This is a genomic window from Halomonas heilongjiangensis (genome assembly GCF_002879645.1).
In the GTDB taxonomy this organism is placed as follows: domain Bacteria; phylum Pseudomonadota; class Gammaproteobacteria; order Pseudomonadales; family Halomonadaceae; genus Halomonas; species Halomonas heilongjiangensis.
In genome coordinates, this window is the sequence record NZ_PNRE01000073.1 from 12,986 (window position 1) to 37,845 (window position 24,860).

The 24,860-nt window shown below is 68.4% G+C and carries 27 protein-coding genes; 4 read left to right on the plus strand and 23 right to left on the minus strand.

Annotated features, from left to right (window positions below):
* Positions 1-15: 15 nt before the first annotated feature.
* Together hda and C1H66_RS16125 are read right to left on the minus strand one after the other, a co-directional pair.
* The gene (hda, locus tag C1H66_RS16120) at positions 16-717 is read right to left on the minus strand and encodes a DnaA regulatory inactivator Hda (protein ID WP_102628900.1); all 702 of its coding nucleotides are present in this window, start codon (positions 715-717) and stop codon (positions 16-18) included.
* Entirely contained in the window at positions 714-1,790 is a 1,077-nt protein-coding gene (locus C1H66_RS16125) for an AI-2E family transporter (protein WP_102628901.1), read from the minus strand. The genes hda and C1H66_RS16125 overlap by 4 nt, the downstream gene beginning before the upstream one ends.
* 154 nt (positions 1,791-1,944) lie before the next feature.
* Here C1H66_RS16125 and purM point away from each other — a divergent pair, with 154 nt between their 5' ends.
* Together purM and purN are read left to right on the plus strand one after the other, a co-directional pair.
* Complete coding sequence (gene purM / locus C1H66_RS16130) at positions 1,945-3,009, plus strand: phosphoribosylformylglycinamidine cyclo-ligase (protein WP_102628902.1); 1,065 nt, start codon at positions 1,945-1,947, stop codon at positions 3,007-3,009.
* Positions 3,006-3,746 (plus strand): phosphoribosylglycinamide formyltransferase, encoded by a 741-nt coding sequence (gene purN, locus C1H66_RS16135; protein ID WP_102628903.1) that lies wholly within the window; start codon positions 3,006-3,008, stop codon positions 3,744-3,746. The genes purM and purN overlap by 4 nt, the downstream gene beginning before the upstream one ends.
* Before the next feature lie 105 nt (positions 3,747-3,851).
* Here the strand turns inward: purN and dcd are convergent, their stop codons facing one another.
* From dcd to C1H66_RS16165, 6 genes are all read right to left on the minus strand, one after another.
* Positions 3,852-4,418, minus strand: a complete 567-nt coding sequence (dcd, locus tag C1H66_RS16140) for a dCTP deaminase (RefSeq protein ID WP_102628904.1) — start codon at positions 4,416-4,418, stop codon at positions 3,852-3,854.
* Positions 4,419-4,663: 245 nt separating this feature from the next.
* The gene (gene apbC, locus C1H66_RS16145) at positions 4,664-5,470 is read right to left on the minus strand and encodes an iron-sulfur cluster carrier protein ApbC (RefSeq protein ID WP_102628905.1); all 807 of its coding nucleotides are present in this window, start codon (positions 5,468-5,470) and stop codon (positions 4,664-4,666) included.
* A 132-nt stretch (positions 5,471-5,602) separates the two neighbouring features.
* The gene (locus tag C1H66_RS16150) at positions 5,603-6,595 is read right to left on the minus strand and encodes a coiled-coil domain-containing protein (protein ID WP_102628906.1); all 993 of its coding nucleotides are present in this window, start codon (positions 6,593-6,595) and stop codon (positions 5,603-5,605) included.
* Positions 6,596-6,717: 122 nt separating this feature from the next.
* Positions 6,718-7,479: an RNA pseudouridine synthase gene (locus C1H66_RS16155; RefSeq protein ID WP_102628907.1), complete on the minus strand. Its 762-nt coding sequence runs from the start codon at positions 7,477-7,479 to the stop codon at positions 6,718-6,720.
* A gap of 53 nt (positions 7,480-7,532) precedes the next feature.
* The gene (locus C1H66_RS16160; protein ID WP_102628908.1) at positions 7,533-8,135 is read right to left on the minus strand and encodes a hypothetical protein; all 603 of its coding nucleotides are present in this window, start codon (positions 8,133-8,135) and stop codon (positions 7,533-7,535) included.
* 1 nt (position 8,136) lies between these two features.
* The gene (locus C1H66_RS16165) at positions 8,137-8,811 is read right to left on the minus strand and encodes a spermidine synthase (protein ID WP_102628909.1); all 675 of its coding nucleotides are present in this window, start codon (positions 8,809-8,811) and stop codon (positions 8,137-8,139) included.
* 152 nt (positions 8,812-8,963) lie between these two features.
* Here C1H66_RS16165 and C1H66_RS16170 point away from each other — a divergent pair, with 152 nt between their 5' ends.
* Together C1H66_RS16170 and C1H66_RS16175 are read left to right on the plus strand one after the other, a co-directional pair.
* Positions 8,964-9,155 carry a hypothetical protein gene (locus tag C1H66_RS16170; RefSeq protein WP_102628910.1) on the plus strand — a complete coding sequence of 64 codons (192 nt, stop codon included), beginning with the start codon at positions 8,964-8,966 and terminating at the stop codon, positions 9,153-9,155.
* Between the two features lie 345 nt (positions 9,156-9,500).
* Positions 9,501-10,427 carry a YihY/virulence factor BrkB family protein gene (locus C1H66_RS16175; protein WP_102628911.1) on the plus strand — a complete coding sequence of 309 codons (927 nt, stop codon included), beginning with the start codon at positions 9,501-9,503 and terminating at the stop codon, positions 10,425-10,427.
* Positions 10,428-10,441: 14 nt separating this feature from the next.
* Here the strand turns inward: C1H66_RS16175 and C1H66_RS16180 are convergent, their stop codons facing one another.
* The 15 genes from C1H66_RS16180 to urtA all read right to left on the minus strand — a co-directional run bounded on the left by C1H66_RS16180 (position 10,442) and on the right by urtA (position 24,457).
* Complete coding sequence (locus C1H66_RS16180; protein WP_102628912.1) at positions 10,442-10,669, minus strand: lipopolysaccharide assembly protein LapA domain-containing protein; 228 nt, start codon at positions 10,667-10,669, stop codon at positions 10,442-10,444.
* A gap of 69 nt (positions 10,670-10,738) precedes the next feature.
* The gene (locus tag C1H66_RS16185) at positions 10,739-12,163 is read right to left on the minus strand and encodes a phospholipase D-like domain-containing protein (RefSeq protein WP_102628913.1); all 1,425 of its coding nucleotides are present in this window, start codon (positions 12,161-12,163) and stop codon (positions 10,739-10,741) included.
* 180 nt (positions 12,164-12,343) lie between these two features.
* Positions 12,344-12,577 (minus strand): hypothetical protein, encoded by a 234-nt coding sequence (locus C1H66_RS16190; RefSeq protein ID WP_102628914.1) that lies wholly within the window; start codon positions 12,575-12,577, stop codon positions 12,344-12,346.
* A 44-nt stretch (positions 12,578-12,621) separates the two neighbouring features.
* Entirely contained in the window at positions 12,622-13,275 is a 654-nt protein-coding gene (gene ureG, locus C1H66_RS16195; RefSeq protein WP_102628915.1) for an urease accessory protein UreG, read from the minus strand.
* A gap of 202 nt (positions 13,276-13,477) precedes the next feature.
* Positions 13,478-14,200: an urease accessory protein UreF gene (locus tag C1H66_RS16200; protein WP_102628967.1), complete on the minus strand. Its 723-nt coding sequence runs from the start codon at positions 14,198-14,200 to the stop codon at positions 13,478-13,480.
* Entirely contained in the window at positions 14,190-14,699 is a 510-nt protein-coding gene (ureE, locus tag C1H66_RS16205; protein ID WP_102628916.1) for an urease accessory protein UreE, read from the minus strand. Before ureE ends, C1H66_RS16200 begins: the two co-directional genes overlap by 11 nt.
* 161 nt (positions 14,700-14,860) lie before the next feature.
* Positions 14,861-16,564: an urease subunit alpha gene (gene ureC / locus C1H66_RS16210; protein ID WP_102628917.1), complete on the minus strand. Its 1,704-nt coding sequence runs from the start codon at positions 16,562-16,564 to the stop codon at positions 14,861-14,863.
* Positions 16,561-16,893 (minus strand): urease subunit beta, encoded by a 333-nt coding sequence (locus C1H66_RS16215; protein WP_102628968.1) that lies wholly within the window; start codon positions 16,891-16,893, stop codon positions 16,561-16,563. Before C1H66_RS16215 ends, ureC begins: the two co-directional genes overlap by 4 nt.
* 25 nt (positions 16,894-16,918) lie before the next feature.
* Positions 16,919-17,221, minus strand: coding sequence for an urease subunit gamma (locus C1H66_RS16220; RefSeq protein ID WP_102628918.1), 303 nt, complete (start codon positions 17,219-17,221; stop codon positions 16,919-16,921).
* Between the two features lie 282 nt (positions 17,222-17,503).
* Entirely contained in the window at positions 17,504-18,412 is a 909-nt protein-coding gene (locus C1H66_RS16225) for an urease accessory protein UreD (protein WP_240618364.1), read from the minus strand.
* 307 nt (positions 18,413-18,719) lie between these two features.
* Positions 18,720-19,418, minus strand: a complete 699-nt coding sequence (gene urtE / locus C1H66_RS16230; protein WP_102628919.1) for an urea ABC transporter ATP-binding subunit UrtE — start codon at positions 19,416-19,418, stop codon at positions 18,720-18,722.
* Complete coding sequence (gene urtD, locus C1H66_RS16235; protein ID WP_102628920.1) at positions 19,418-20,257, minus strand: urea ABC transporter ATP-binding protein UrtD; 840 nt, start codon at positions 20,255-20,257, stop codon at positions 19,418-19,420. Before urtD ends, urtE begins: the two co-directional genes overlap by 1 nt.
* On the minus strand, positions 20,254-21,396 hold the full coding sequence (gene urtC / locus C1H66_RS16240) for an urea ABC transporter permease subunit UrtC (protein ID WP_102628921.1): 1,143 nt from the start codon (positions 21,394-21,396) through the stop codon (positions 20,254-20,256). Before urtC ends, urtD begins: the two co-directional genes overlap by 4 nt.
* Before the next feature lie 6 nt (positions 21,397-21,402).
* Positions 21,403-22,998 carry an urea ABC transporter permease subunit UrtB gene (gene urtB / locus C1H66_RS16245; RefSeq protein ID WP_102628970.1) on the minus strand — a complete coding sequence of 532 codons (1,596 nt, stop codon included), beginning with the start codon at positions 22,996-22,998 and terminating at the stop codon, positions 21,403-21,405.
* A gap of 157 nt (positions 22,999-23,155) precedes the next feature.
* Positions 23,156-24,457, minus strand: coding sequence for an urea ABC transporter substrate-binding protein (urtA, locus tag C1H66_RS16250; RefSeq protein WP_240618367.1), 1,302 nt, complete (start codon positions 24,455-24,457; stop codon positions 23,156-23,158).
* Between the last annotated feature and the right edge of the window lie 403 nt (positions 24,458-24,860).

Below are 24,860 nucleotides of genomic sequence, written 5' to 3' on the forward strand. Positions count from 1 at the left end.
GTCGGACAAAGCCACCTACCAGCCCAGCGCCTGCTTGACGAAGGGAATGGTCAGCTTGCGCTGGGCGGACAACGAGGCCTGATCCAGCGCCTCCAGGGCCGCGAACAGCTCGCCCAGGCGCCGCGGCCCGCGATGCAGGATGTAGCGGGCGACCTCGTCGGGCAGCTGCATGCCGCGGACCCGGGCGCGCAGCGTCAGCGCCGCCAGGCGCTGTGCGTCATCCAGCCCCTGCACCTGGAAGGTCATGCCCCAGGTGAGGCGAGAGGCCAGGTCGGGGAGCCGCACCGGCAACTGCCGGGGGGCGGCCTCGGCGGCGATCACCAGCCGCTTGCCGGCATCCCGCAGCCGGTTGAAGGCATGGAACAGCGCCTCCTCCCAGCGCTTGCGACCGATGACCCGCTCCAGGTCGTCGATGACCACCAGATCCAGGCGTTCGACCTCCTCGAGCATCAGTGGCGGGAAATGCCCCAGCTCCTCCAGCGGCAGATAGAGGGCCCGCCGGTCCCGGTCGGATGCCGCGTGACAGGCCGCCTGCAACAGGTGGCTGCGCCCCACGCCGGGCTTGCCCCAGAGGTAGAGAAAGGGTTCACCGTCGTTGTCGAGCTGATGGACGAGATGGTCGACCAGGGAGGCGTTGGCGCCGGAAAGGAAGTTGGCGAAGGTGGCATCGTCACGCAGCCCCACGCCCAACGGCAGCTGCGCGGGTGCTCGGCTCATGTCGACTCCTCGTCGTCGGTGGGGCGTTGTCTGGCGTCGTACAAGGTACTGTTCTTGTAGCGATCGTTGAGTTCCCGCAAGAGTACCATGATCACCGCCGCCGCCGGCAGCGCCAGCAGCACCCCGGTGAAGCCGAACAGGTTGCCCCCGGCCAGCACGGCGAAGATCACCGCCACCGGGTGCAGCCCGATCCGATCACCCAGCAGCTTGGGCTGCAGCACGGTGCTCTCGATGACCTGGCCGATGGAGAACACCACCACCACGCCAAGCAGAATCAGCCAGCTGCCGAACTGGAAGAAGGCCACGATCAGCGCCACGCTGATGCCGACGATGAACCCCAGGAAAGGCACGATGCTGGCCAGGCCCGCGATCAGCCCGATCAAGCCCCCGAAGCGCACGCCCATCAGTGACAGCCCGACGGCATAGATGACCCCCAGGCACAGCATCACCAGCAGCTGGCCGCGCAGGAAGGCGGAGAGCACCTCGTCGCAACGCCGGGCCAGACGCACCGCATCGGCCTCCCACTCCCGCGGCAGCAGGTCACGAATGCTCGCCATCAGCCGGTTCCAGTCGAGCAGCAGATAGAAGGTCACGACCGGGATCAGCGCCACATAGGTGACCCAGGTGACGAAGGCCATGCCGGAACGCCCCACCTGCCCCAGGAACTGGGCCAGGTAGCCACCGGCGTCCTGCCAGTGGGCGGAGAGGGTCTCCTGCACGTTGTTCAATTCACCGGTCACATCGAAACCGGTCCAGGCCTCGAGCTGGGGAGCCAGCACCGTCTCGACCCAGCCGAAGATACCGGGAATCACCTGGCCGAACTGGCGGAACTGCTGGGCGAGCAACGGGATCAGCACCAGCAGCGCCACCGCGAGAGCCAGGACCAGCACCAGGAAGACAACGCAGACGGCCAGCGGACGTGACAGGCCCCATCGCTCGAGCCTGTTCGCCAGGGGGTCGCCCAGATAAGCGAGGATCATGCCGGCGAAGAACGGCATCAGCATCGCCTCCAGACGAAACAGCAGCCATACCAGCGCCACCACCCCGATCAGGACCCACCATTCTCTGCGCATCGCTGCCTCCCTGTCCCGGATGCCCGACCCTGGCAATGCAGGCCAGCCGACGGCTGCCAGTCCTGCCTCATGATGCTACAATTCACGCCCGCTCTTGCCCACTGCCCGTCGGCACCGACGACGCACCGACAGCCATTCTTATACAGGACAGGTCATGACCGATTCCACTTCCCGCCCCTCGCTCAGCTACAAGGATGCCGGTGTCGACATCGATGCCGGCAATGCCCTGGTCGATCGCATCAAGGGCGTGGCCAAGCGCACCACCCGCCCCGAGGTGATGGGCGGGCTGGGCGGCTTCGGTGCCCTGTGCCAGCTCCCAGCCGGCTACCGCGAGCCGGTACTGGTCTCGGGCACCGACGGGGTCGGCACCAAGTTGCGCCTGGCCATGGATCTGGGCCGCCATGACACCATCGGCATCGACCTGGTGGCGATGTGCGTCAACGATCTGGTGGTGGCGGGGGCGGAACCGCTGTTCTTCCTCGACTACTATGCCACGGGCAAGCTCGATGTGGACATCGCCGCCGACGTGGTCACCGGCATCGGCGAGGGCTGTGCCCAGGCCGGGTGTGCGCTGGTCGGGGGGGAGACGGCCGAGATGCCCGGCATGTACGAGGGCAGCGACTACGACCTGGCCGGCTTCTGCGTCGGCGTGGTGGAGAAATCCGAGATCCTCGACGGCAGCAAGGTCGCCGAGGGCGACGTCCTCCTCGGCGTCGCCTCCTCGGGTCCGCACTCCAACGGCTACTCGCTGATCCGCAAGATCCTCGAGGTCAGCGGTGCCGACCTGGACACCGCCATCGACGGCCAGCCACTGGGCGACGCCCTGCTGGCCCCCACCCGCATCTACGTCAAGCCGCTGCTGTCACTGATCAAGGAGAGCGGCGTGGCCGTGCACGCCCTCTCCCACATCACCGGCGGCGGGCTGCTGGAGAACATCCCCCGGGTGCTGCCGGACGGCCTCGCCGCGCGCATCGACGTCTCGAGCTGGACCCGCCCGGCGGTGTTCGACTGGTTGCAGCGGCAGGGCAACGTCGACGAGCACGAGATGCATCGCGTGCTCAACTGCGGCATCGGCATGGTGATCGTGGTGCCCGCCGACAAGGCCGACCAGGCCCGCGCTCACCTGCAGGCCCAGGGCGAGACCGTGTACCGCATCGGCGAGATCACCGCTCGCCGGGGCGACGAGGAGCCGGTGCGGCTGGAGAACGTCGAGGCATGAGCGACACCGGCTACCAGAGCGACACCCTGACGGAGTTCACCCCGGAACCCATTGATGCCCGCCGGGTGGTGGTGCTGATCTCCGGCAACGGCAGCAACCTCCAGGCGCTGATCGACGAGCAGTCTCATGACAGGCTGGGCGGCAAGATCGTCGCGGTGATCTCCAACGAGCCCGACGCCTACGGCCTCCAGCGCGCCCGGGACGCCGGCATCGACGCCGTGGTGCTGCCGCACCGCGAGTACGAGAGCCGCGACGCCTACGACGGCGCCCTGATCAAGGTGGTCGAGCGCCACGAGCCCGACCTGATCGTGCTGGCGGGCTTCATGCGCATCCTCACCCCGCGCTTCGTGCAGCGCTTCCTGGGGCGCATGCTCAACATCCACCCCTCGCTGCTGCCCGCCTACCAGGGCCTTGACACCCATGCACGGGCGCTGGCCGACGGCGTGACCGAGCACGGCTGCAGCGTGCACTTCGTCACCGAGGAGCTCGACGGCGGCCCGGTGGCGCTGCAGGCCGCCGTGGCCCTCGCCGACGACGAGACGGCAGCGAGCCTGAAGGAGAAGGTTCACGCCCGCGAGCACCTGATCTACCCCATCGCCGTGAAGTGGTTCCTGGAGGGACGCCTGCAGCTCGGCGCCGAGGGCGCCACCTTCGATGGCCTGCCGCTGCCGCCCCAGGGGATGCGCATGTCCCATGCCGACGCCGCCGAGGAGCTCGACGAGGATCAAGAGCTGTAAGCCAGATAGTCAAAAGCGAACCCCACGAGCCTTGCGCCTGTGGGGTTCGCTTTTTCTTGCAGCTTCAAGCTTATGGCTTACGGCTCCCGGCGAAGCCGGGCCGGCTCAAGTGCGCGGCAGGGTCACCCCCCGCTGCCCCATATACTTGCCGCCGCGGTCCTTGTAGGAGACGTCGCAGACCTCGTCGGACTCCAGGAACAGCATCTGCGCCACGCCCTCGTTGGCGTAGATCTTGGCCGGCAGGTTGGTGGTGTTGGAGAATTCCAGGGTCACGTGCCCTTCCCACTCCGGCTCGAGCGGCGTGACGTTGACGATGATCCCGCAGCGGGCATAGGTCGACTTGCCGAGGCAGATCGTCAGTACGCTGCGCGGGATGCGGAAGTACTCCACGGTGCGCGCCAGGGCGAAGGAGTTGGGCGGGATGACGCAGACGTCGCCCTTGATGTCGACGAAGCTCTTGTCGTCGAAGGCCTTGGGGTCCACCACCGCCGAATGGATGTTGGTGAACACCTTGAACTCGTCGGCACAGCGCACGTCGTAGCCGTAGCTGGAGGTCCCGTAGGAGATCACCCGACGATCGTTCACGTAGCGCACCTGGTCGGCCTCGAAGGGCTCGATCATGCCTTCCCGCTCGGCCATGCGGCGGATCCACTTGTCGGATTTGATGCTCATCGGGACGTCCTGGTGGGGTATCGAATGGGAATCGGGGCCGACATGATAGCGGCCCCGGCCCCGAGCGTCATCCACCCTGTCAATCGCCCAGGGGCATTGCAGATAGCCACACGGGGCTGATCCGGCGGCAGGCCTACGAGGAGGCGCTGTAAACCCGTCCCTGGGCGCTACCGATTCCTTCCCTGGAATCGGACCTCCTCTTCGGCCTGCCCCCGGCGCCCCTCGCTTTGGGTAACTGCGATCAGTCAGTCGTCGCTGAAGGAGATGGTCGGCCCGTCGGGCGCCTGTTCCCGGAGCTGGTCGGCCACCTGGCGCGCCATGTCGCGGAAGGTGGCCGTCACCTCGCCGTCGGGCTCGGCCACCACCGTGGGGCGTCCGCCGTCCGCCTGCTCGCGGATCGACAGCGTGAGCGGCAACCGCCCGAGCACCCGGGTCTCGTACTCGGCGGCGATGCGTTCGCCCCCGCCCTCGCCGAAGATCGGCTCGCCGTGGCCACAGTTCGAGCAGACATGCAGGCTCATGTTCTCCACCACGCCCAGCACCGGCACGTTCACCTTGCGGAACATCTCGATGCCCTTGCGGGCGTCGAGCAGGGCGATGTCCTGGGGCGTGGTGACGATCACCGCACCGGCCACGGGCACCTTCTGGGCCAGGGTCAGCTGGATGTCCCCGGTGCCCGGGGGCATGTCGATGAAGAGATAATCCAGGTCGTCCCAGGCGGTCTGGGTGAGCAACTGCTGGAAGGCACCGGCCACCATCGGACCGCGCCATACCATGGGCTCGCGGGTGTCGACCATGAAGGCCATGGACATGGCCTGGAGGCCGTGGGCCTGCAGCGGCCGGAAGCGGTTCTCGCCGGCGGCCTGGGGGCGCACCCCCTCGCCCACGCCCAGCATCTGGGCCTGGCTGGGCCCGTGGATATCGGCATCGAGGATACCGACCCGGTAGCCCTCCGCGGCCATGGCCAGTGCCAGGTTGACGGTGACGGTGGACTTGCCTACGCCGCCCTTGCCGGATGCCACGGCGACGATATGCTGGACCCCTTCGATCACGACTCGCTCCTCAATGCTGTTGGGCTGCTATACGACCAGTATACCCGCCTGAGTCCCGGGCCACGCAATGGGGGCGGAAACACGAACGGCGAGCCAGGCTCGCCGTTCGCGCTCCTCGGACCAACGCTCGCGTCACTCCTGCTCGGCCTCCAGGGCCTGGCCGGCCTCCAGGTTGGCCTCCAGCTCGGCCAGCTCCGTGCGCCAGGCGGCGAGCTGTGATTCCAGCCGCTCCAGCTGCGACTCGCGGCGCTCGACCTCGGCCTCGATGGTCTCGACCTCTTCGCGGCCGATCTCGATGGCCACCAGCAGGTCATCACGCTCGCTGCGGCGCTGCTGCAGGGCTTCCTCGGCCTCGCCCTGCTCCTGCCGGATGGCCTCGAGCTGCCCCTCGAGGGTCTCGCGCTGCTGCTCGAGCGCGCCGATCTCGTCGGCCAGGGCATCGCGCTGCGACTCCCGCTCACCGAGCTCGTCACCCAGGGAGGCGAGACGCCCCTCGGCCTCCTCGATCTCGCCCTGACGCGCCTCTAGATCGGCGGCGGCCTGCGCGTAGGCCTGCTCGGCTTCCCGGCGCGCCTCCTCGGCCGCCTGCCGGTCAGCCTCCGCCTCCTGACGCGCCTCTTCGGCTGCCTGGCGGGCGGCTTCCGCCTCCTGGCGTGCCTGATCGGCATCCTGCCGGGCCTGGTCGGTCTCGTCATACTCCTGCTGCAGTGCCGTCAGCGCCTCCTGGCCCTCGTTCAGACGCTCCTCCGCCCCAGCGGCATCTGCCGTCACCGCCTCTCGCGAGGCCTGCACCTCCTCGAGCTCGGCCCTGGCGGCGGCGACCTCGAGCTGTGCCCGCTCGAGCTCGTTCTCGGCGCCCTCCTGCTCCTCCCGAAGCTCCGCCAGGCGCGCCTCGAGACTCTCGATGTCCGCCTCGGTCTCCTCGCGCTCGGCGAGCCGGCCTCTCAGTGTCTCGTTCTCGCCCTCCACGGCAGAGAGCCGGGTTTCGAGGGCTTCGCGTTCCTCCTTGTGGGAGTTGGCGCTGGACTGGGCGAACAGCGCCCAGAAGACGGCCACGACCGCCACGGCGGCCAGCCCCCTGGCACGATTGTCCTTGAAGAATGAAGTCTGCGCGGTTTCCGACATGCGACGTCTCCTCTCGGATTCAGGCTACGAATCGGTGCCGACCGGCTGGGCCGCGCGGCATGGGTGCGACACGCTCAGCATACATAGCGAGTGCAGGCGGGGAAAGCGAGAGGCGCCGTGCCTCAGAAGCGCTCGCCGGGCTGCAGGTAGCGCCACTCTCCCGTCGGCACACGGCCCAGGGAGACCCCGCCGATGCGCAACCGCTTGACCGACAGCACGGTCAACCCCACCCCGCTGCACATCGCCTCGAGCTGGCCCGGGACCATGCCCTTCAGGGCGATACGCAACCGGGTCTCGCTCTGCCAGCTCACCTTGCCGGGGGCCAGCCGCCGCCCCGGGACCGCCGAGCCACGCCGCAGCGCCTCCATCTGTTCCTCGTCCAGGGTGCCACGCACCTCGACCAGCCACTCCTGTTCCAGCCGGGCGACCTGCTCGTCGAGCCGCCTGGCCACCCCGCGGTCCTGGGTGAAGACCAGCAGCCCCCCCTCCCCCGGCAACAGCGGCAGCATCGCGGCCAGGCCGCGGAAGTGCGCCTTGAGCGGGCGCCGACCGCTGGGGTCCTGCTCCCAGTGCGAGGCCGCGGTGATCCACGCTCGGGCCAGGGCCGCGTCATCGCTCGCATCATGGTCGGACGGGCAGTGGAACAGCAGCGTGGCCGGGGGGATCTCCTCGGCCCTGGCGCCAGGCGCCAGTTCGACGCGCTGGTCGCCGACCTTGAACTGCGGCTCCTCGACGATTCGGCCATCGACCAGCACCCAGGCACCGGCGATGTACTGCTCCGCCTCGCGACGCGAGCAGGGTAACAGCCGTGCCAGGCGCTTGGAGAGGCGCTCCGTGCCGCCGGCGGCTTCACCGGCCGTGGACGGAATATCATTCGGGGTCATGGTGGCTCTCGGGCAGGTTTGGGAGAGGGGATTGTACCCGGATTCGGACACCGTCAGGGGGCGCCTCGCGGCTCCTCGACACGCCAGTTGGAGAACCAGGGAACCCCACGCACCTCGACACCCAGGCGCCGTAGCCACTGGGCGGTGACGAGATTGGACTGGTGGGTAAGCCAGTAGGCGCGGGGATAGGGCACGAATTCGAGATCGAACTCGGCGCTGTAGGTCGGCGTGACGTCCCCCGCCTGGAAGTGGGCGTCCAACTGACGCCTGAGCGCCGCCACCCGCGCCGACTCCGCCCGGAGGGAATAGACGCGCTGGAGACCCTCGGGCGCCAGCCGGTGAAGGTCGTGGGGCGAATCGATCGCCTCGTGCACGCCACGTCCCAGCCCGCTGGCCGTCGGCCAGAGCAGCGCCGAGATCCCGGCGAACAGATGTCGACGCCCCTCGACGTACCAGCCCCATTCGCCGTAGCTGTATCGCACCATCCCGCCCTGCTGCCGGGGCAGCACCAGGCTGGCATGACGGCCATGGTCGAGCAGGTAGACATCGACCGGGTCGACGAGCGCCTCGGGAGGCGCGATACGCCCCGCGCAACCGCCCAGCAGCAGTGCGGCGAGCAGCCACGGGAGACGGAAACCGACGGCGCCGGGTCGCATCTCAGCTGGCCAGCCAGATGCGGTGCTTCGCCCCCTTGCCGGGACGATGGGCACGTACCGTGACCTCCTCGACCAGCAGGCCGACTCGCCGCAGGCGCTCGGTGAAGGCCGGGTCCTGGCCCGCCGACCAGATCGCCAGCACGCCGCCAGGGCGCAGCGCCTCCTGGGCGGCGGCCAGCCCCCTGGGCGAGTAGAGCCAGTCGTTCTCCTCGCGCGTCAGGCCCTCGGGGCCATTGTCGACGTCGAGCATGATGGCATCGAAACCGCCGGGTTCACGACGCAGCAGCTCGCCCACATCACCGAGGCTGACGCGGGTCCGGGGGTCGTCGAGGGGATGCCCGGCGGCGGTGCCGAGCGGACCACGGTTCCACTCGACCACCCCGGGCACCAGCTCGGCGACCACCACCTCGGCATCCTCGCCAAGGGTTTCCAGCGCCGCGGCCAGGGTGAAGCCCATGCCCAGCCCGCCGATCAGCACCCGCACCGCGGGGCGTTCGGCGATGCGCTCACAGGCCAGCTCGGCCAGGGCATCCTCGGAGCCATGCAGGCGGGTGTTCATCAGCTCACCGGCCTTGCCGGCGATGCGGATGGAGAACTCGTCATTGCGCTGCAGCAAGCGCAGCTCGCCGCCCCGACCGGGGATGCTCGCCGTACCAATCACTTCGAATTTGGCCATGATGCCTCGTTGACGGAATAAGGACTGCGCCGGACTGCCCGGCGGAAACCAACCGGCCACCCGTCGCCTCGAACGCCTGACCGGGAGCAAGACAATACGAGGGAGACCCCGTATGCCCAGCCCGGAAATGTTCCGTCGGGTACCTGCCGGCGATGCTCATTATGCTGGCCCTGGCGGCGGCTTGCCATGCGCTCGCCGATGAAACCGCTCGCGCACACCGCCTGGCGCCCGGTGACCTGTCCCGTCTCGAGGCAGGAGCCGCCGAGCTGGAGCGGTTGCACGCGCTGGGCGTGGCGCAACGGGACGAGATCGCCTACGAGCGCCGCTTCTTCGGCATGGATTGAGTGCCCCGAGGCTCATCGCATCGGAGCGCAGGCCGTGAGGCAGCACCAACAATGATGGGCGTGAGTGGATCAGCGCAGTCCAAGCAGCGACAGGATGAATAACACCACCACGATCAGGCCGATGATATAGATGATATTACGCATGTTGCTCTCCTTGCTGGCTCATATCTGAAACAGGAAAACCAGCCCGCCCCCTGGCCGTCGGTCACCTCACAGTGTAGCTGGGAGCCGAGACCGGACAACCCGGCACTGTCAGCAATCCGGACGACCACCACGGAGGCGGTGTTGGCCGCCGGGCTCCACTGCGGCGTATCATGCTAGCAGCGCACAAGGATGGCAGACCCCATGGTACGAGACCGCAGACTGCGACACGCCGCCTTCACCCTGCTGCCACGGGTGGCCCGCTTCCTGTGGCGGGTGCTCACGGCCTTCCTGCGCAACCGTGGCATCCTGCTCGCCGGCGGCGTGGGCTACAACATCCTGCTCTCCATCGTGCCGCTGTTCGCCCTGCTGGTGGTGCTGCTGGCCCGGGTGGTGGACGAGCAGCACCTGCTCGGCGTGCTGTCGGTCCAGGCACGCCACCTGGCGCCGGCCCATGCCGAGGTGCTGATCGAGGCGGTGCGCGCCCTGCTCGACTCCCGCGACGTCATCGGCATTCTCGGCTTTCCGGTGCTGTTGCTGTTCAGCTCCTTCGCCTTTCGCATGCTGGAAGACGCCCTGGCGATCATCTTCCATGCCCCCGATACCCACCATGCCGGCCGCAGCGTCTGGGTCTCGGTGCTGATGCCCTATGCCTTCATGCTGGTACTCGGCGCGGGGCTGCTGGCCCTGACCCTGCTGGTGACCCTGGCCAGTTCCCTCAATTCCCTGTGGCTCGCGCTGTTCGACCGCGAGCTCCCGCTGGCGGGGCTCTCGGAGCCGATGCTCAACCTGACCAGCTTCCTCGGGGTCTTCCTGCTGTTCAGCGCCATCTACAAGGTGCTGCCGGTGGTGACAATCGCGCTGAGGCGGGCGGTGGTGGGCGGCTTCGTCGCCGCGCTGCTGTGGGAGGGGGTGCGCCTGCTGCTGGTGTTCTACTTCGCCAACCTGTCGTTCGTCAACGCGGTCTACGGCTCGCTGGCCACCCTGATCGTGGTGTTGCTGAGCCTGGAGGTGGGCGCCATCATCCTGCTGCTGGGGGCGCAGGTGATCGCCGAGCTGGAGCGCAACGCCCGGCTCGGCCTGGCGTGGCATATCGACCCCAGGCGCCAGGCGGTGACCCACGTGGATTGAGCCCCCGGGTGGCCTCAGCGGCGCGGCCCCCGGCCGCGATCGGCACTCAAGCGGCGCATCAATCCCATCAGGCTCCGGCCGCTCACCATGCCGAGCAGGTAGATCACCACCAGCACCAGCGCCAGGGGGAGCGTGAGGCTCCAGGTCAGGAAGCGTATCTCCACCACGGCGATGTTCTGCACGAAGAGGATGAGCACCAGCACCGTGATCGCGACCTTCACCACCAGCAGCAGCTTGTCCATGCCGTCTCTCCCTGTCGAATCGGCCCCTTCCAAGCTGGTCACGGGGCCAGCCGCTGTCAAGTCGCGGCCTCAGAAGGTCGAGAGGCCGGTGGCCTCCATCACCCGATAGCGCAGCCGCTGCCAGGTCGTCGCCTCGTCGTGGGCCGCGAAGGGCTCGCTGGTGACCCGCAGCGGCGTCGAATGCCAGCGCCGTTCGAAGAAGTCGCCGGCCTCGCGCAGCGCCGGCGTATCGGCCGGCCCGACCAGGCGCACGCTGGCTTCCAGATTGAGATCGTCGAGGTTGCGCCGGGTGAAGTTGGCCGAGCCGAGGATCATCTCGGCCTCCCCATCCCCCGCCGGCCATCGCAGCAGCAGCTTGCTGTGGCACTGCTCGCCGCGGGTGACACACCAGCGCACCGCGATGCCGGCCTCGTGGAGCTCCCGGGCCACCGGCCGGTTGGGAATCCCGCCCTTCTCGAGACCGAAGGCAGCGCGATTGGGGTCGAGCAGCACCCGGATATCGACACCGCGCGAATGGGCCGCCAGCAGGGCCTCGATCACCTCGCGGTGGGCGAGGTAGAAGACCGCGATATCGAGCCGATCGCCGGGCTCGGCCCGCACCAGGGCGGCCACCAGGGCATCGCGAATCGTTCCCTCGGTGAGGACCTGCAGGCGCGGCTCGCCCGGCACCGGAGTGGCCTCGGGAGGCGCAGGACCGGGCAGCGTCACGCCCGACCAGCCGGCCACCGGGCGCTCGGCGTCGAGCAGATCGAGCGCGGCCGCACCTTCGAAGCGCAGTGCCACATTGCCGTGCAGGCTGCTGGCGTCGTGGGGGTTCGCCGAGGTGACCAACCCCACCCAGCCGTCGCCATGATCGACCACCAGGCTCTTGCGATGGTTGGCGTTGAAATTGAGCAGCGCCAGGTAGCTGCGCAGCGGTACCCGGCCCGGCCCCAGGGCGTTGGGCAGCCAGCCGCCCTCGGTACCGTTGCCCAGCCAGCGCGGCCCCAGGTGCCAGCCCCCCGACCAGAGCGGGTTGGAGGCACGCAACCGGGTCAGGTCGGTCATCACTACCGTCACCCCGGCCTCGCGCAGGGTGCGAAGGTGGTCGAGCTCGAGGCCACCGTAGAGGGTATTGAGCGGGTCGGTGATCAGCACCACCGCGAGCCCGGGGTATCGCTGGCGCTGCTCGATCAGCGCTTCGGTCAACTCCGCCGAGAGCGGACGGAAGCCGTCGCCCTCCGCCGCGCCGGCGAAATCATTGAACAGGAACATGTCGAGCACCACCAGCCGCCGGGCCTGGCCGATCAGCGCGAGCACCTCGTCGAAGATCTCGCCGCGGACCCGCCGCTCGCCCGTGGCGTCGACCCAGGTCTCGTCGGCGAGGAAGCGCACCCCCGCCGCGGGGCGCTCCGGCCAGGCGCGTCCGATCCCTTCCGGCAGCGGCTTGAAACGCTGCCAGGCGCCCATGGCGGCCCAGGCCACCAGCAGCGCCACGACCAGCCATGGCCACATGCCTCTCCTCCCTCGACTCGCGGCACGGCGGCCACCGAACGATCGCATCCTGGACTCCCTTCCCGGCATCCCGGGCGACGGCCCCCCTGTGGCGCCGACAGCTGCAGCATACCCCGCCGACTGAGATGACGCAGCACGCCCGGCCAGGGCCGGGCGTTGCAGATGGACCGCTTGCGACGATCACGGTTGCCGGCGCAGCCTCAGGCGGCGCACGACGAAGCGGGTCAAGGCGACCAGGGCCGCGACGCCCAGCAGGGACATGGCGATCACCGCCAGCAGTGCCGGACTCCCGGTGTGGCTGTGCACCGCCGGGGCCTCGTGCCCGGGATGCGCCACGGCCAGGCCGGCGCCAAGCAGCAGGGCGACGACGGCAACCAGTGCCGCGTGGGAAACGATGAAAAGCTGACGTGTCATGGGGGCAATCTCCTTGGTAATTCTTGAATCGACGATCGACGGGATCAGGCGTTGGCGGCGTCGAGCCGGGGACGACGCTCGGGCGGCCGGCGTTCCGGCAGCATGCCGCGGTCGAGGATGAAGCGGATGATCTCCTCGAGGCCGACGCCGTCGTAGAGGTTGGTGAACACGAAGGGCCGCTCGCCGCGCATCTTCCGCGAGTCGCGCTCCATCACCTCGAGCGAGGCGTGGACCTGCTCGGCGATATCGATCTTGTTGATGATCAGCAGGTCGGACTTGGTGATGCCGGGGCCGCCCTTGCGCGGGATCTTGTCGCCGGCGGAGACGTCGATCACGTAGAGGGTGAGATCCGAGAGCTCGGGGCTGAAGGTCGCCGAGAGGTTGTCGCCGCCGGACTCCACCAGCACCAGCTCGAGGTTCGGGTGGCGCGCCTGGAGCTCGTCGATGGCCGCCAGGTTCATGGAGGCATCCTCGCGGATGGCGGTGTGCGGGCAGCCGCCGGTCTCGACACCGAGGATGCGGTCCGCCGGCAAGGCCTCGTGCTTGAGCAGGAAGTCGGCGTCCTCGCGGGTATAGATGTCATTGGTGACCACGGCGATGTCGTAGTGGTCGCGCAGCGCCAGGCAGAGCTGCTTGAGCAGTGCCGTCTTGCCGGAGCCCACCGGGCCGCCGACCCCTATTCGCAAGCAATGGTTCATAACGTTACTCCTGTGCTATCGATCACTTTTCATTCTCTCGGGGTCATCCCAGTCGCGATCTACCAGACGCCGAGGCCCGCCCCTATGGGGTCAGACCCCAGCCGAGTTACCAGGCTTGTCATGGTGCACCTGGCGAGCGGATTCGACACCGCCGGGGTCTGACCCCAAAGGCGCCACCAGCGCCGACACCCGGCTATCGTTGCTAGCTGCGAAACAGACGCGAATATTGGGTCTCGTGCAGCGCGCTGGCGAGCGCCAGGCCGGGCAGTGCCGGGCCGAGTTCGTCATCGCCGAGCGCAAGGGCCTGGTCCACCGCGGCGACCAGCGCCGGACGCAGCCGCTCCACCAGCCGCTGGGCGGCGGTATGGCCGAGCGGCAGCGCCTTGCAGGCCACGGCGAGCTGGTTCTCCAGCCAGGCCCAGGCGAAGCCGAGCATGGCCTGGCGGGCCGTCACGCCGCGCACGCAGGCGGCCCAGGCGAAGACCGTCACGTAGCTCGGCTCCGCCGGTAGCCCAGGCGACTCGCCTGAAAGGCCGGGAGGCAACAGGTCCAGGCTGCCCAGCAACCGCGCCAGGGAGGCGCCCAGCCGGGCGTCTTCGGCGGCAAGCTCTGCCGTCTCGCGGTTGGCGGCGAGCCACCGGTTCCACTCGGCGATGGTCTCGCCGTCGCCCGCCGCCCAGGCTTGCTGCAGGCGCGCCAGGGCCGGCAATTCACAGCGCGTCGGGCCGTCGTCGAGCACGCCGGCGAGCCAGTCGCCGAGGCTCGCCTCGTCGGTGACCCAGCCCAGCTCGAAGGCGCTCTCCAGCCCCTGGGAGAAGGCGAAGGCGCCGATGGGCAGCGCCGGGCTGACCAGTTGCAGCAGGCCGAGCAGCGCCAGATCATCGCCCTGCCCTCCGCTCGGCATGTCGCCCGGGTCAGTGGGCATGGTGATGTCCATGGTCGTGATCATGGTGATGATGGCCATGGCCGTGAGAATGGCCGCCCAGCTGCTGGTAGGCCCCCGGCTCCGGATCGAAGGGTGCCTCGTGATGCTCGAGACTCGCCCCCAGCAACTCGGCCAGCTCCTCCAGCACATGGTCCGGCGGGAAGCGCACGAAGCCGCCCCGCTCGTCTTCGCCCAGCGCCAGCTGCACGTGGCGGTTGCCCAGGTGGTAGGCCAGCCGCGCCAGCGGCAGGCCGGCGGTGATACGCGCGGTGACCACCGGCTCCACGGCGGCGCGGATACGCACCACCTCGCCTCCCTCGCCGCGCAGGGCCTCGCCGTCGCGCAGCACCGGGCCGCGGTCGAGGAAGAGACCGAGCTCGCGCCCGGCATCGCTCACCGCCTTGAGCCGCCCACGAATGCGAAGCTCATAGGGCAGCGTCAGGGTGTCGGTTTCCTGGTCCGCCGCGATGGGGCCCAGGCGTTCGATCAGTTTCAGCATCGGTATCGCCTCATTGAAATCACCCGCGGCTGATCCGAGGGCAGGCCTGCGCGAGGGCGCTGTCAATACCTCCCTGTACGCTACTTTTGCCATCCATGGCAAAAGACCCTCGCTACGGCCTCCCCCCGGCGCCGCTCGCCTTGGGAGTCGAAGCCCGTATCTCAGAAAAGGTGGTAGCGCTGCGCCAAGGGAAGCTCGGTAGCCGGCTCGCAGGTCAAGAGTTCGCCATCGGCACGCACCTCATAGGTCTGCGGGTCGACGGTGAGGTGCGGGCAGGCGTCGTTGAGCTTCATGTCGGCCTTGCGCACGCCGCGCACGTTCTTGCAGGCCGAGAGCTCGCTTTGCAGGCCGAGCCGCGCCTTGATGCCGGCGTCCAGCGCCGCCTGGCTGACGAAGGTCAGCCGGGTCTGGCTCGCGGCGCGGCCGAAGGCGCCGAACATCGGGCGGTAGTGCACCGGCTGCGGCGTGGGGATCGAGGCGTTGGGGTCGCCCATGGGGGCGGCGGCGATCATCCCCGCCTTGAGGATCAGCGCCGGCTTGACGCCGAAGAAGGCCGGGCTCCACAGCACCAGGTCGGCCAGCTTGCCCACCTCCACCGAGCCCACCTCGTGGGCGATGCCGTGGGTGATGGCCGGGTTGATGGTGTACTTGGCGATATAGCGTTTGGCCCGGAAATTGTCGGCGCCGAGCGCCTCGTCCTCCGGCAGCAGGCCGCGCTGCACCTTCATCTTGTGGGCGGTCTGCCAGGTGCGGCATACCACCTCGCCGACCCGCCCCATGGCCTGGGAGTCGGAGGCGATCATCGAGATCACCCCCAGGTCGTGGAGGATGTCCTCGGCGGCGATGGTCTCGCGGCGGATGCGCGAATCGGCGAAGGCCACGTCCTCGGGGATGTTGGGATCGAGGTGGTGGCACACCATCAGCATGTCGAGGTGCTCGTCGACGGTGTTGACGGTATAGGGGCGGGTCGGATTGGTCGACGACGGCAGCACGTAGGCCTTCGAGCAGGCGGTGAGGATGTCCGGCGCATGGCCACCCCCGGCCCCCTCGGTGTGGTAGGTGTGGATGCCCCGCTCCTTGAACGCCGCCAGGGTGTCTTCCACGAAGCCCGATTCGTTCAGGGTGTCGGTGTGGATGGCGATCTGCACGTCGTAGCGTTCCGCCACGCTGAGGCAGTTGTCGATGGAAGCCGGCGTGGTGCCCCAGTCCTCGTGCAGCTTGAGCCCCATGGCACCGGCCACGAGCTGGGCCTCGAGCGCCTCGGGCAGGCTGGCGTTGCCCTTGCCGAGAAAGCCGATGTTCATGGGCAGGTCGTCGACCGCCTGGAGCATCCTGCCGAGGTGCCAGGCCCCCGGGGTACAGGTGGTGGCATTCGACCCGGTGGCCGGCCCGGTGCCGCCGCCGAGCATGGTGGTGATGCCGCTCATCAGCGCTTCTTCCACCTGCTGGGGGCAGATGAAGTGGATGTGGGCATCGATGCCGCCGGCGGTGAGGATCTTGCCCTCCCCGGCGATCACCTCGGTGCCCGGGCCGATGACGATCTCCACGTCGGGCTGGGTGTCGGGATTGCCGGCCTTGCCGATGGCGGCGATACGCCCGGCCTGGAGCCCCACGTCGGCCTTGACGATGCCCCACCAGTCGAGGATCAGCGCATTGGTGATCACGGTGTCCATCACCGCTTCGTCACAGCGCTGGCTCTGGCCCATGCCGTCGCGGATCACCTTGCCACCACCGAACTTCACCTCGTCGCCGTAGTGGGTGGCGTCGCGTTCCACCTCGATCCACAGCTCGGTGTCTCCCAGACGCACCCGGTCGCCCACGGTGGGGCCATACATGTCGGCATAGGCCTGACGGCCGATCTTCATGGCGTGTCTCCTTTCGCTGTCCCGTCGAGCGCCCCCATCACCTCGCCACGAAAACCGTAGAGATGGCGGCGGCCGGCGAAGGGAATCAGCGTCACCTCGCGGGTCTGGCCCGGCTCGAAGCGGATCGCCGTGCCGGCGGCCACATCGAGGCGATGGCCGCGCGCCCTGTCACGGTCGAAGATCAAGGCCGGGTTGGCCTCGGCGAAATGGTAGTGGGAACCGATCTGGACCGGGCGGTCGCCGGTGTTGGCGACCTCGACGGTGATCCGCTCGCGTCCCGCACAGAGTTCGATCTCGCCGTCCTGTAGCTGGTACTGTCCTGGAATCATTGGGCCGGGAATCATTGCCATCTCCTCAGACTATGGGGTCGTGGACCGTGACCAGCTTGGTCCCATCCGGGAAGGTGGCCTCCACCTGCACCTCGTCGACCATCTCGGCCACGCCCTCCATGACGTCGTCGCGGGTCAGGATCTCGCGACCGTGGCTCATCAGCTCGGCGACGCTGCGCCCATCCCGGGCCCCCTCCATGATCTCGAAGCTGATCAGCGCCACCGCCTCGGGGTAGTTGAGCTTGAGGCCGCGCGCCTTCCTGCGTTCGGCAAGCTGGGCGGCCGAGAACAGCAGCAGCTTGTCCTTGTCGCGGGGGGTCAGTTCCATGGGTGTATCTCCTCAAGATGTAAGAACGGCGCTTCGCGGCTGGTAGGCTTTTGGGGTGCATCCCACGTTTTTCTCGGCGTTGACTTCCCGTTCGCTGCCTATGTCGACGGCATGGCCCCTATGGGGTCAGACCCCAGCCAAGTCGCCATGCCTGTCATAGTGCACCTTTCCCGCCGCACCGCCCCCGCCGGGGTCTGACCCCATAGGGACCGCCAGCGCCGGAACCTGACCACCAAGACGCGGCCATCGGGTCTGACCCCAAAGGCCTTCGCCAACGCCTCCTCATGTCCTCCAGATCCGCGGCACGCAGGCCTCGCGGCCGACCAGCCGCGGCCGAAGCACCTTCCAGGCCGCCTCGCACAGCGCCCAGGCCTCGTTGCGTTCATGCCCCAGGTAGCGCAGCAGCAGCACGCCATGACGCACCGTCACCGCCCAGCGCGGGCTCGCCTCGATCGCCTCGCGCAAGCTGGCGATGGCCGCCGTTTCGTCGGGCAGGCCCACGGCCCATAGCGTGGCCTGGACGGTGGCACCACCCTGCCCCCAGCGTCCGATGAAGCGAGGATGAGCCGGGTCGAGGGGCTGTCGCTCCAGCCACAGCGGCTTGCCATCCCGCGTCAGGCGAAAGTGCTGGTCGATGCGTCCGGAGACATAGGGCAGCCGGCTCGCCGGCCGGCCCAGGGCCAGCACCTCCCAGCCCAGGCAGCGCGCAGCGCCCGAGAGCGCGATGGCGGTGCGCTGCTCACCCCGCGAGCCGTCGAAGGCGATGGTCTCCTGGGGCAGCCACTCGAGGACGGCCCCATCGGCCACCTCGAGGCGGGCCTGCTGCGACCAGGCCACCCCGTGGCTGTCGGCCTTGTAGAGCTTGTTGGCGGCCGGCGTGGTGAGCAGCGCCTGGGCGCCGCTGCCCACCCGGGCAGAGATCGTCAGGGCATCACCACTGACCAGCCCGCCCGGCGGGTGCAGCAGGTAGACATGGCAGGCGCCCACGTCCCCTTCCGGATAGAAGGGCCGCTGCACCCGCAACGGCCCCCGATGGCGGGCCCGGGTCATGCGGGTCACGCCACCACGATCGTCGAAGGCGAGCTCCAGGGATGCGCTCCAGCGCCGTCCGGCATCGAAGCGATGTCCGGACTCCTCGGCGCCCGGGCTCCGGGTCAGGGCATGGGGCATGGCTGGCGCGAAAGCCGTCATCGGCAACTGCCTTCTGGTCTGGGACGTGGGGCACGTCGAGTGGCAACTGCTCTGTTCATGGCAATGCTCGTACCAGAACGGTGAAAATCATGAATACTCCATGATATTCATCATCTTATATCGTATACAAAGCTCCACGCACGGCCGTTGCGCAGGACGAAATGGCACCGGATTGGTGCGCCCCGAGCCCTCGAATGCACCAGTATCGTCAGGCCAGATGGGCATCAGTCCCATACCGGTGCATTCGACGACGACACCGGCGCGAGGCCGGTGTCGCGGGTCGCAGGCGCCGCAAGGGCCGGTGCGGTCACACCGTCAGGTGTTCCCTGATCAAGGCATCGGAGAGCTCGCCGATCCCGCCCCTGGCCACCGGCCGGCCGCGATCCATGATCGCGAAGCGGTCGGCATACTTGCGGGCGAAGGGGAGCTTCTGCTCCACCAGCAGTACCGTCAGGCCATCCTCACGAATCAGCCGGCGAATCACCTCGCCGATCTGGGTGACGATATTGGGCTGGATGCCCTCCCCCGGCTCGTCGAGGATCAGCAACCGCGGCTCGATCACCAGCGCGCGACCGATGGCCAGTTGCTGCTGCTGGCCACCGGAGAGGTCGCCCCCACGCCGGTGCTTCATCTCCGCGAGGACCGGGAAGAGCTCGAAGACACGCTCCGGAATGGTGCGCCTGCCGTCGCGGCGGGCGGCGAGCCCGGTGCGCAGGTTCTCCTCGACGGTGAGCAACGGGAAGATCTGCCGCCCCTGGGGCACGTAGCCGATACCCAGGCGTGAACGCTCCTCGACACGCCGGCTCGTCAGCTCCACCTCGTCGGCATAGCGCACACAGCCCGACGACACCGCCACCTCGCCCATGATCGCCTTCATCAGGGTGGTCTTGCCCACCCCGTTGCGCCCCATCACGCAGGTGCACTCTCCGGCCGGCACCTCGAGGTCGAGGTCCCACAGGGTGTGGCTCTCGCCGTAGTACTGGTTGAGCCTGTCGATCGCGAGCATCAGCCCACCTCCTCTTCGGCCTCGGCGCCCAGGTAGACCTCGATCACCTTCGGGTCGCTGGCGACCTGGTCCATGCTGCCCTCGGCCAGCACGCTGCCCTGGTGCAGCACCGTGACCTGGCGTGCAATGGAGCGCACGAAGCCCATATCGTGCTCGACGACGACGACGGATTGCTTGCCGGCGAGTCCGGTCAGCAGCTCGGCGGTGCGCTCCATCTCCTGCTCGGTCATGCCGGCCACCGGCTCGTCCACCAGCAGCAACCGCGGGCACTGCATCAACAGCATGCCGATCTCCAGCCACTGCTTCTGGCCATGGGAGAGGATCCCCGCCGGGCGGCTTCGCAGTTCGGCGAGGCCGATGGTCTCGAGCACCTCGTCGATGCGGTCGCGGACCGCGCCGGACAGGCGCGCGGTCAGCGTCGGCAGGATGCGCTTGTCGGCGGCCATGGCCAGCTCCAGGTTCTCGAACACGCTCAGGGCCTCGAACACCGTGGGTTTCTGGAACTTGCGGCCGATGCCGAGGCTGGCGATCTCCGGCTCGTTCATGGCCAGCAGGTCGTGGCGGCTGCCGAACCAGACCTTGCCGGCATCGGGGCGGGTCTTGCCGGTGATGATGTCCATCATGGTGGTCTTGCCGGCACCGTTGGGGCCGATGATGCAGCGCAGCTCGCCGTCGTCGATGGTCAGGTTCAGGGCATTGATCGCCTTGAAGCCGTCGAAACTGACGGTCACGTCCTCGAGATAGAGGATCGGGCCGTGGCGTACGTCCACCGGGGACTGCGCCGGCACCAGGAAGTCGAAGACCCGATCGCGGTCGGCCAGGGATGTCAGAAAGTTCATGCGGTCGCCTCCCTACCGGCGGTCGGGGTGTCCTCTTCGTCCTGGCGACGGCGCTTCAGGCGCTTGACACGATAGCCCAGCAGCCCGGCCACTCCCCTCGGGAGGAAGACCGTGACCAGCACGAAGAGCGCGCCCAGGGCGAACAGCCAGGCATCCGGCATCACCCCGGTGAACACCGTCTTGGCGTAGTTGACCAGGAGCGCCCCGATCACCGCGCCATAGAGGGTGGCACGGCCGCCCAGCGCCACCCACAGCACGATCTCGATGGAGAAGATCGGCGAGAACTCGCTGGGGTTGATGATGCCCACCTGGGGGACATAGAGCGCTCCCGCCACGCCGGCGAGCATCGCCGAGACCACGAAGACGAACAGCTGGACGCGCTCCACCCGGTAGCCGAGAAAGCGTGTGCGCGCCTCGGCATCGCGGGTCGCCACGCAGACCCGCCCCAGCTTGCTGGCCACGATGGCCCGACACAGCACATAGCCCAGCGCCAGCGCCACGCCGGTGGCGAGGAACAGCCCCAGCCGCGTGGCATCGCTGCGCAGGCTGAAACCGAGGATGTCGCGGAAGTCGGTGAGGCCGTTGTTGCCGCCGAAGCCCATCTCGTTACGGAAGAAGGCCAGCATCAGGGCGAAGGTCAGCGCCTGGGTGATGATCGAGAGGTACACGCCGGTGACCCGCGAGCGGAACGCCAGGAAGCCGAACACCAGCGCCAGCGCCCCCGGCGCCAGCAGCACCATCAGCAAGGCGAACCCGGCCATGTCGAAGCCCAGCCAGTACCAGGGCAGGCTGTCCCAGTTGAGGAACACCATGAAATCCGGCAGCTCCGGGTGGCCATAGACGCCGCGATCGCCGATCTGGCGCATCAGGTACATGCCCATGGCGTAGCCGCCGAGGGCGAAGAAGGCCCCATGGCCGAGGCTCAGGATACCCAGATAGCCCCACACCAGGTCCACCGCCACCGCCAGTAGCGCATAGCTCAGGTACTTGCCCAGCAGGTTGACGGTATAGGCCGTGACGTGCAGCGGATGGCCCCGGGGCACGGCCAGGTGCAGCGCCGTGACCAGCAGCAGGGCCGCCAGCAGCACGCCGAGGAAGATGAGCGTCGAGCGCTCGCTGAAGGGTCGTGTCAGCCACATGATCGGTCAGCCCTCCGCCGCCCGGCCCTTCTGCGGGAAGAGTCCGCGGGGGCGCTTCTGGATGAACAGGATGATGAACACCAGCACGATGATCTTGGCCAGCACGGCGCCGGCCCAGGGCTCGAGCACCTGGTTGATCACCCCCAGCGACAGGCCGGCCACCAGGGTGCCCCAGAGGTTCCCGACGCCGCCGAACACCACCACCATGAAGGAGTCGATGATGTAGTTCTGGCCCAGGTTGGGGCCGACGTTGGTGAGCTGGGAGAGCGCCACGCCGGCGAGCCCGGCGACGCCGGAGCCGAGCGCGAAGGTCAGGATGTCGACCCGGGTCGCGCGAATGCCCATGGAGCGGGCCATGGCACGGTTCTGGGTCACCGCCCGCACCTCGAGCCCGAGGCGGGTGCGGCGCATGATCAGCATCAGGCCGGCGAACACCACCAGGGCGAAACCGAGCACCACCATCCGGTTCAGGGTCAGCGACAGGGCGTCGTTGACCACCAGGGAGCCGCTCATCCACTCCGGGGTGACCACGGTGCGGTTGAGCGGCGAGATCACGGTGCGCACCAGCTGCTGGAGGATCAGGCTGACACCGAAGGTGGCCAGCAGGGTCTCCAGCGGGCGCCCCTTGAGGAACTGGATCACCCCCCGTTCGATGGCGATACCGGCCAGGGCCGCCACCAGGAAACCGGCGGGCACCGCCAGGATCAGCGCCAGCCCCGGCTGGCCGGGCAGCAGCTGCTGCATCGCCCAGGTGGTGTAGGCGCCGAGCATGATCAGCTCGCCATGGGCCATGTTGATCACCCCCATCACCCCGAAGGTGATGGCCAGCCCGATGGCGGCGAGCACCAGCACCGAGCCGAGGCTGAGGCCGAAGTAGAGGGTCTCGGCGGCGCGATTGAGCTTGAGCTTCTGCTCGATATCGTTGAGTGCCGACCGGGCGGCCGACGCGAGCTCGTCATCAGCGCCCGCCGCGGCCCGCGACAGGGCGACCCGCGCCCGGGGATGCAGGCTGCCATCGAGGTGGTCGATGGCCGCCAGCTCGCCCTGCTCCAGGCGATGGATGGCCAGGGCCAGGGCCAGGCGTTCACGGACACGAGCGTCGCTCTCCTGTTCGATGAGCTCCGACAGCGGGCCGGCCAGGTCGGCGTCGACCTCGCCGAGCAGGCGCTCGGCGGAGGCGCGGCGCAACGCGAGATCCGCCGAGTAGAGATCGACCACGGCGATGGCACTGCGCAACTGGTTGCGCAGGGCGTTGTTGATGCCGATGCGATCCAGTTCGCGGCGGGACATCTCGCCGAGTGGCTCGCCGCTGAGGGCGTCGGCCACCGGCCAGTGACGGCCGATGTTGTCGAGTACCACCACGAAGCGGCCCTCGTCGGTGCGCTGCAGGCGGCCGTCGAGCAGGGCCGATAGCCAGTCGCGGGCGCGCTCGTCGTCGCTTCTGACGATGGCCTCGATGGCCTCGCCCTTCTCGGCATAGGAGCTGACGTCCAGCGCCTCGAGCAGCTGGATGGCCGTGGCATCGGCAGCGGTCTCGGGTGTCGGCGTCTGCGCCTGGACGGCACCGCCCAGCAGCCACAGGGTCAGCAGCGAGAGCAGCATGACCAGCCCGCGACCTGGATGGCCGGCGACGCCGCCGGCGCTCGCCCTGACCGCCGCTGGCCAGGGCAACGGGAAATTCCTCATCGGGCTTTCCTCTGGAAGGGGTCGAGATGGCGTGCCTGCCCCGCCGCCGCGGACGGCGAGGCAGGGGTCGTGCTCATTCGGCCAGGGCGGCCTCGGCTTCCTCGGCCGCGGTGCTGCCGCCGCAGGATCCATTGGCGACGTTGAAGTTGCCGCAGCGCATCGGCGCCCGCCAGTCGCTGATCAGGTCACGGGACCCCGGCAGGTAGTCGGACCAGGCGTCGCCGGCCACGGTGGACGGCGTCTGCCACACCACGTCGAACTGGCCGTTGTCCTGGATCTCGCCGATCAGCACCGGCTTGGTGATGTGGTGGTTGGGCATCATCGCCGCATAGCCGCCGGAGAGGTTGGGCACGGCCACGCCGATGATGGCGTCCTTGACCGCGTCGACCTCGGTGGTGCCGGCCTTGCGCACCGCCTCGGCCCACATGTTGAAGCCGATGTAGTGGGCCTCCATGGGGTCGTTGGTCACCGACTCCTCGTCGCCGGTGTAGTCGATCCAGGCGTCGATGAAGTCGTAGTTGGCATCGCTATCGACGCTCATGAAGTAGTTCCAGGCGGCCAGGTGGCCGACCAACGGACCGGTGTCGATGCCGGAGAGCTCCTGCTCGCCCACCGAGAAGGCCACCACCGGTATGTCGGCGGCATCGATGCCCTGGTTGGCCAGCTCGCGGTAGAAGGGTACGTTGGCGTCGCCGTTGATGGTCGAGACCACCGCCGTCTTCTTCCCTTCCGAGCCGAAGCGGCGGATCTCGGCGACGATGTTCTGCCAGTCGGAGTGACCGAAGGGGGTGTAGTTGACCAGGATGTCCTCCTCGGCCACCCCGAACTCCTCCTGCAGGTACGCCTCGAGGATGCGGTTGGTGGTACGCGGATAGACATAGTCGGTGCCGGCCAGCACCCAGCGCTCGACGCCGACCTGGTCATGCAGGTAGTTGACGGCGGGAATCGCCTGCTGGTTGGGCGCGGCGCCGGTGTAGAAGACGTTCTCGGACGACTCCTCGCCCTCGTACTGCACCGGATAGAACAGCAGGCCGTTGAGCTCCTCGACCACCGGCAGCACCGCCTTGCGCGAGACGGACGTCCAGTTGCCGAAGATCACGTCGACCTCCTCCTGAGCGAGCAGCTCACGGGCCCGCTCGGCGAACAGCGGCCAGTTGGAGGCCGGGTCGACCACCACCGCCTCGAGCCGGCGGCCGAGCAAGCCGCCCTGCTCGTTCTGCTGCTCGATGAGCATCTCCACGGTGTCCTTGAGGGTCGACTCGCTGATCGCCATGGTGCCGGAAAGCGAGTGCAGGATGCCGACCTTGATCGGCTCCTCGGCCAGCGCCTGGGCGCTGGCGCCCAGCGTGGCGGCGGAGACCAGGGCGGTCGCCAGCCAGCGTGACGGCTGCGAGACGGGACGAGACAGTGCCTTGCGTCGGGATGTGGTCACTCGAACCTCCATGCGCCCTCCTGAAGGAAGGACTCGTTGTGGTTTCACCGCGCCGCCGGGGCAGGATCCGGCCGGCGCTCGGGACAGCGACCAGTACCTGCAATGTCTGCGCCACCCTGTGGCAGACACTTCTTTACACCAACCTTTCAATCACTTACCAAAAGAGGAACGGCACGATACCGGCGCTGTTGCACCACCCGAGTGCAGGCGGCCATCGCCACGGCCGTTGCACGCACCTCGATGGATGCACCTTGGTCGAGCTCATGCACTCCCATGATGAAAAAAGGGGCGCCGACCGCGTCGACACCCCTTATGTGGCTTCTCTCGTTCGTGCTGGGGACTACCC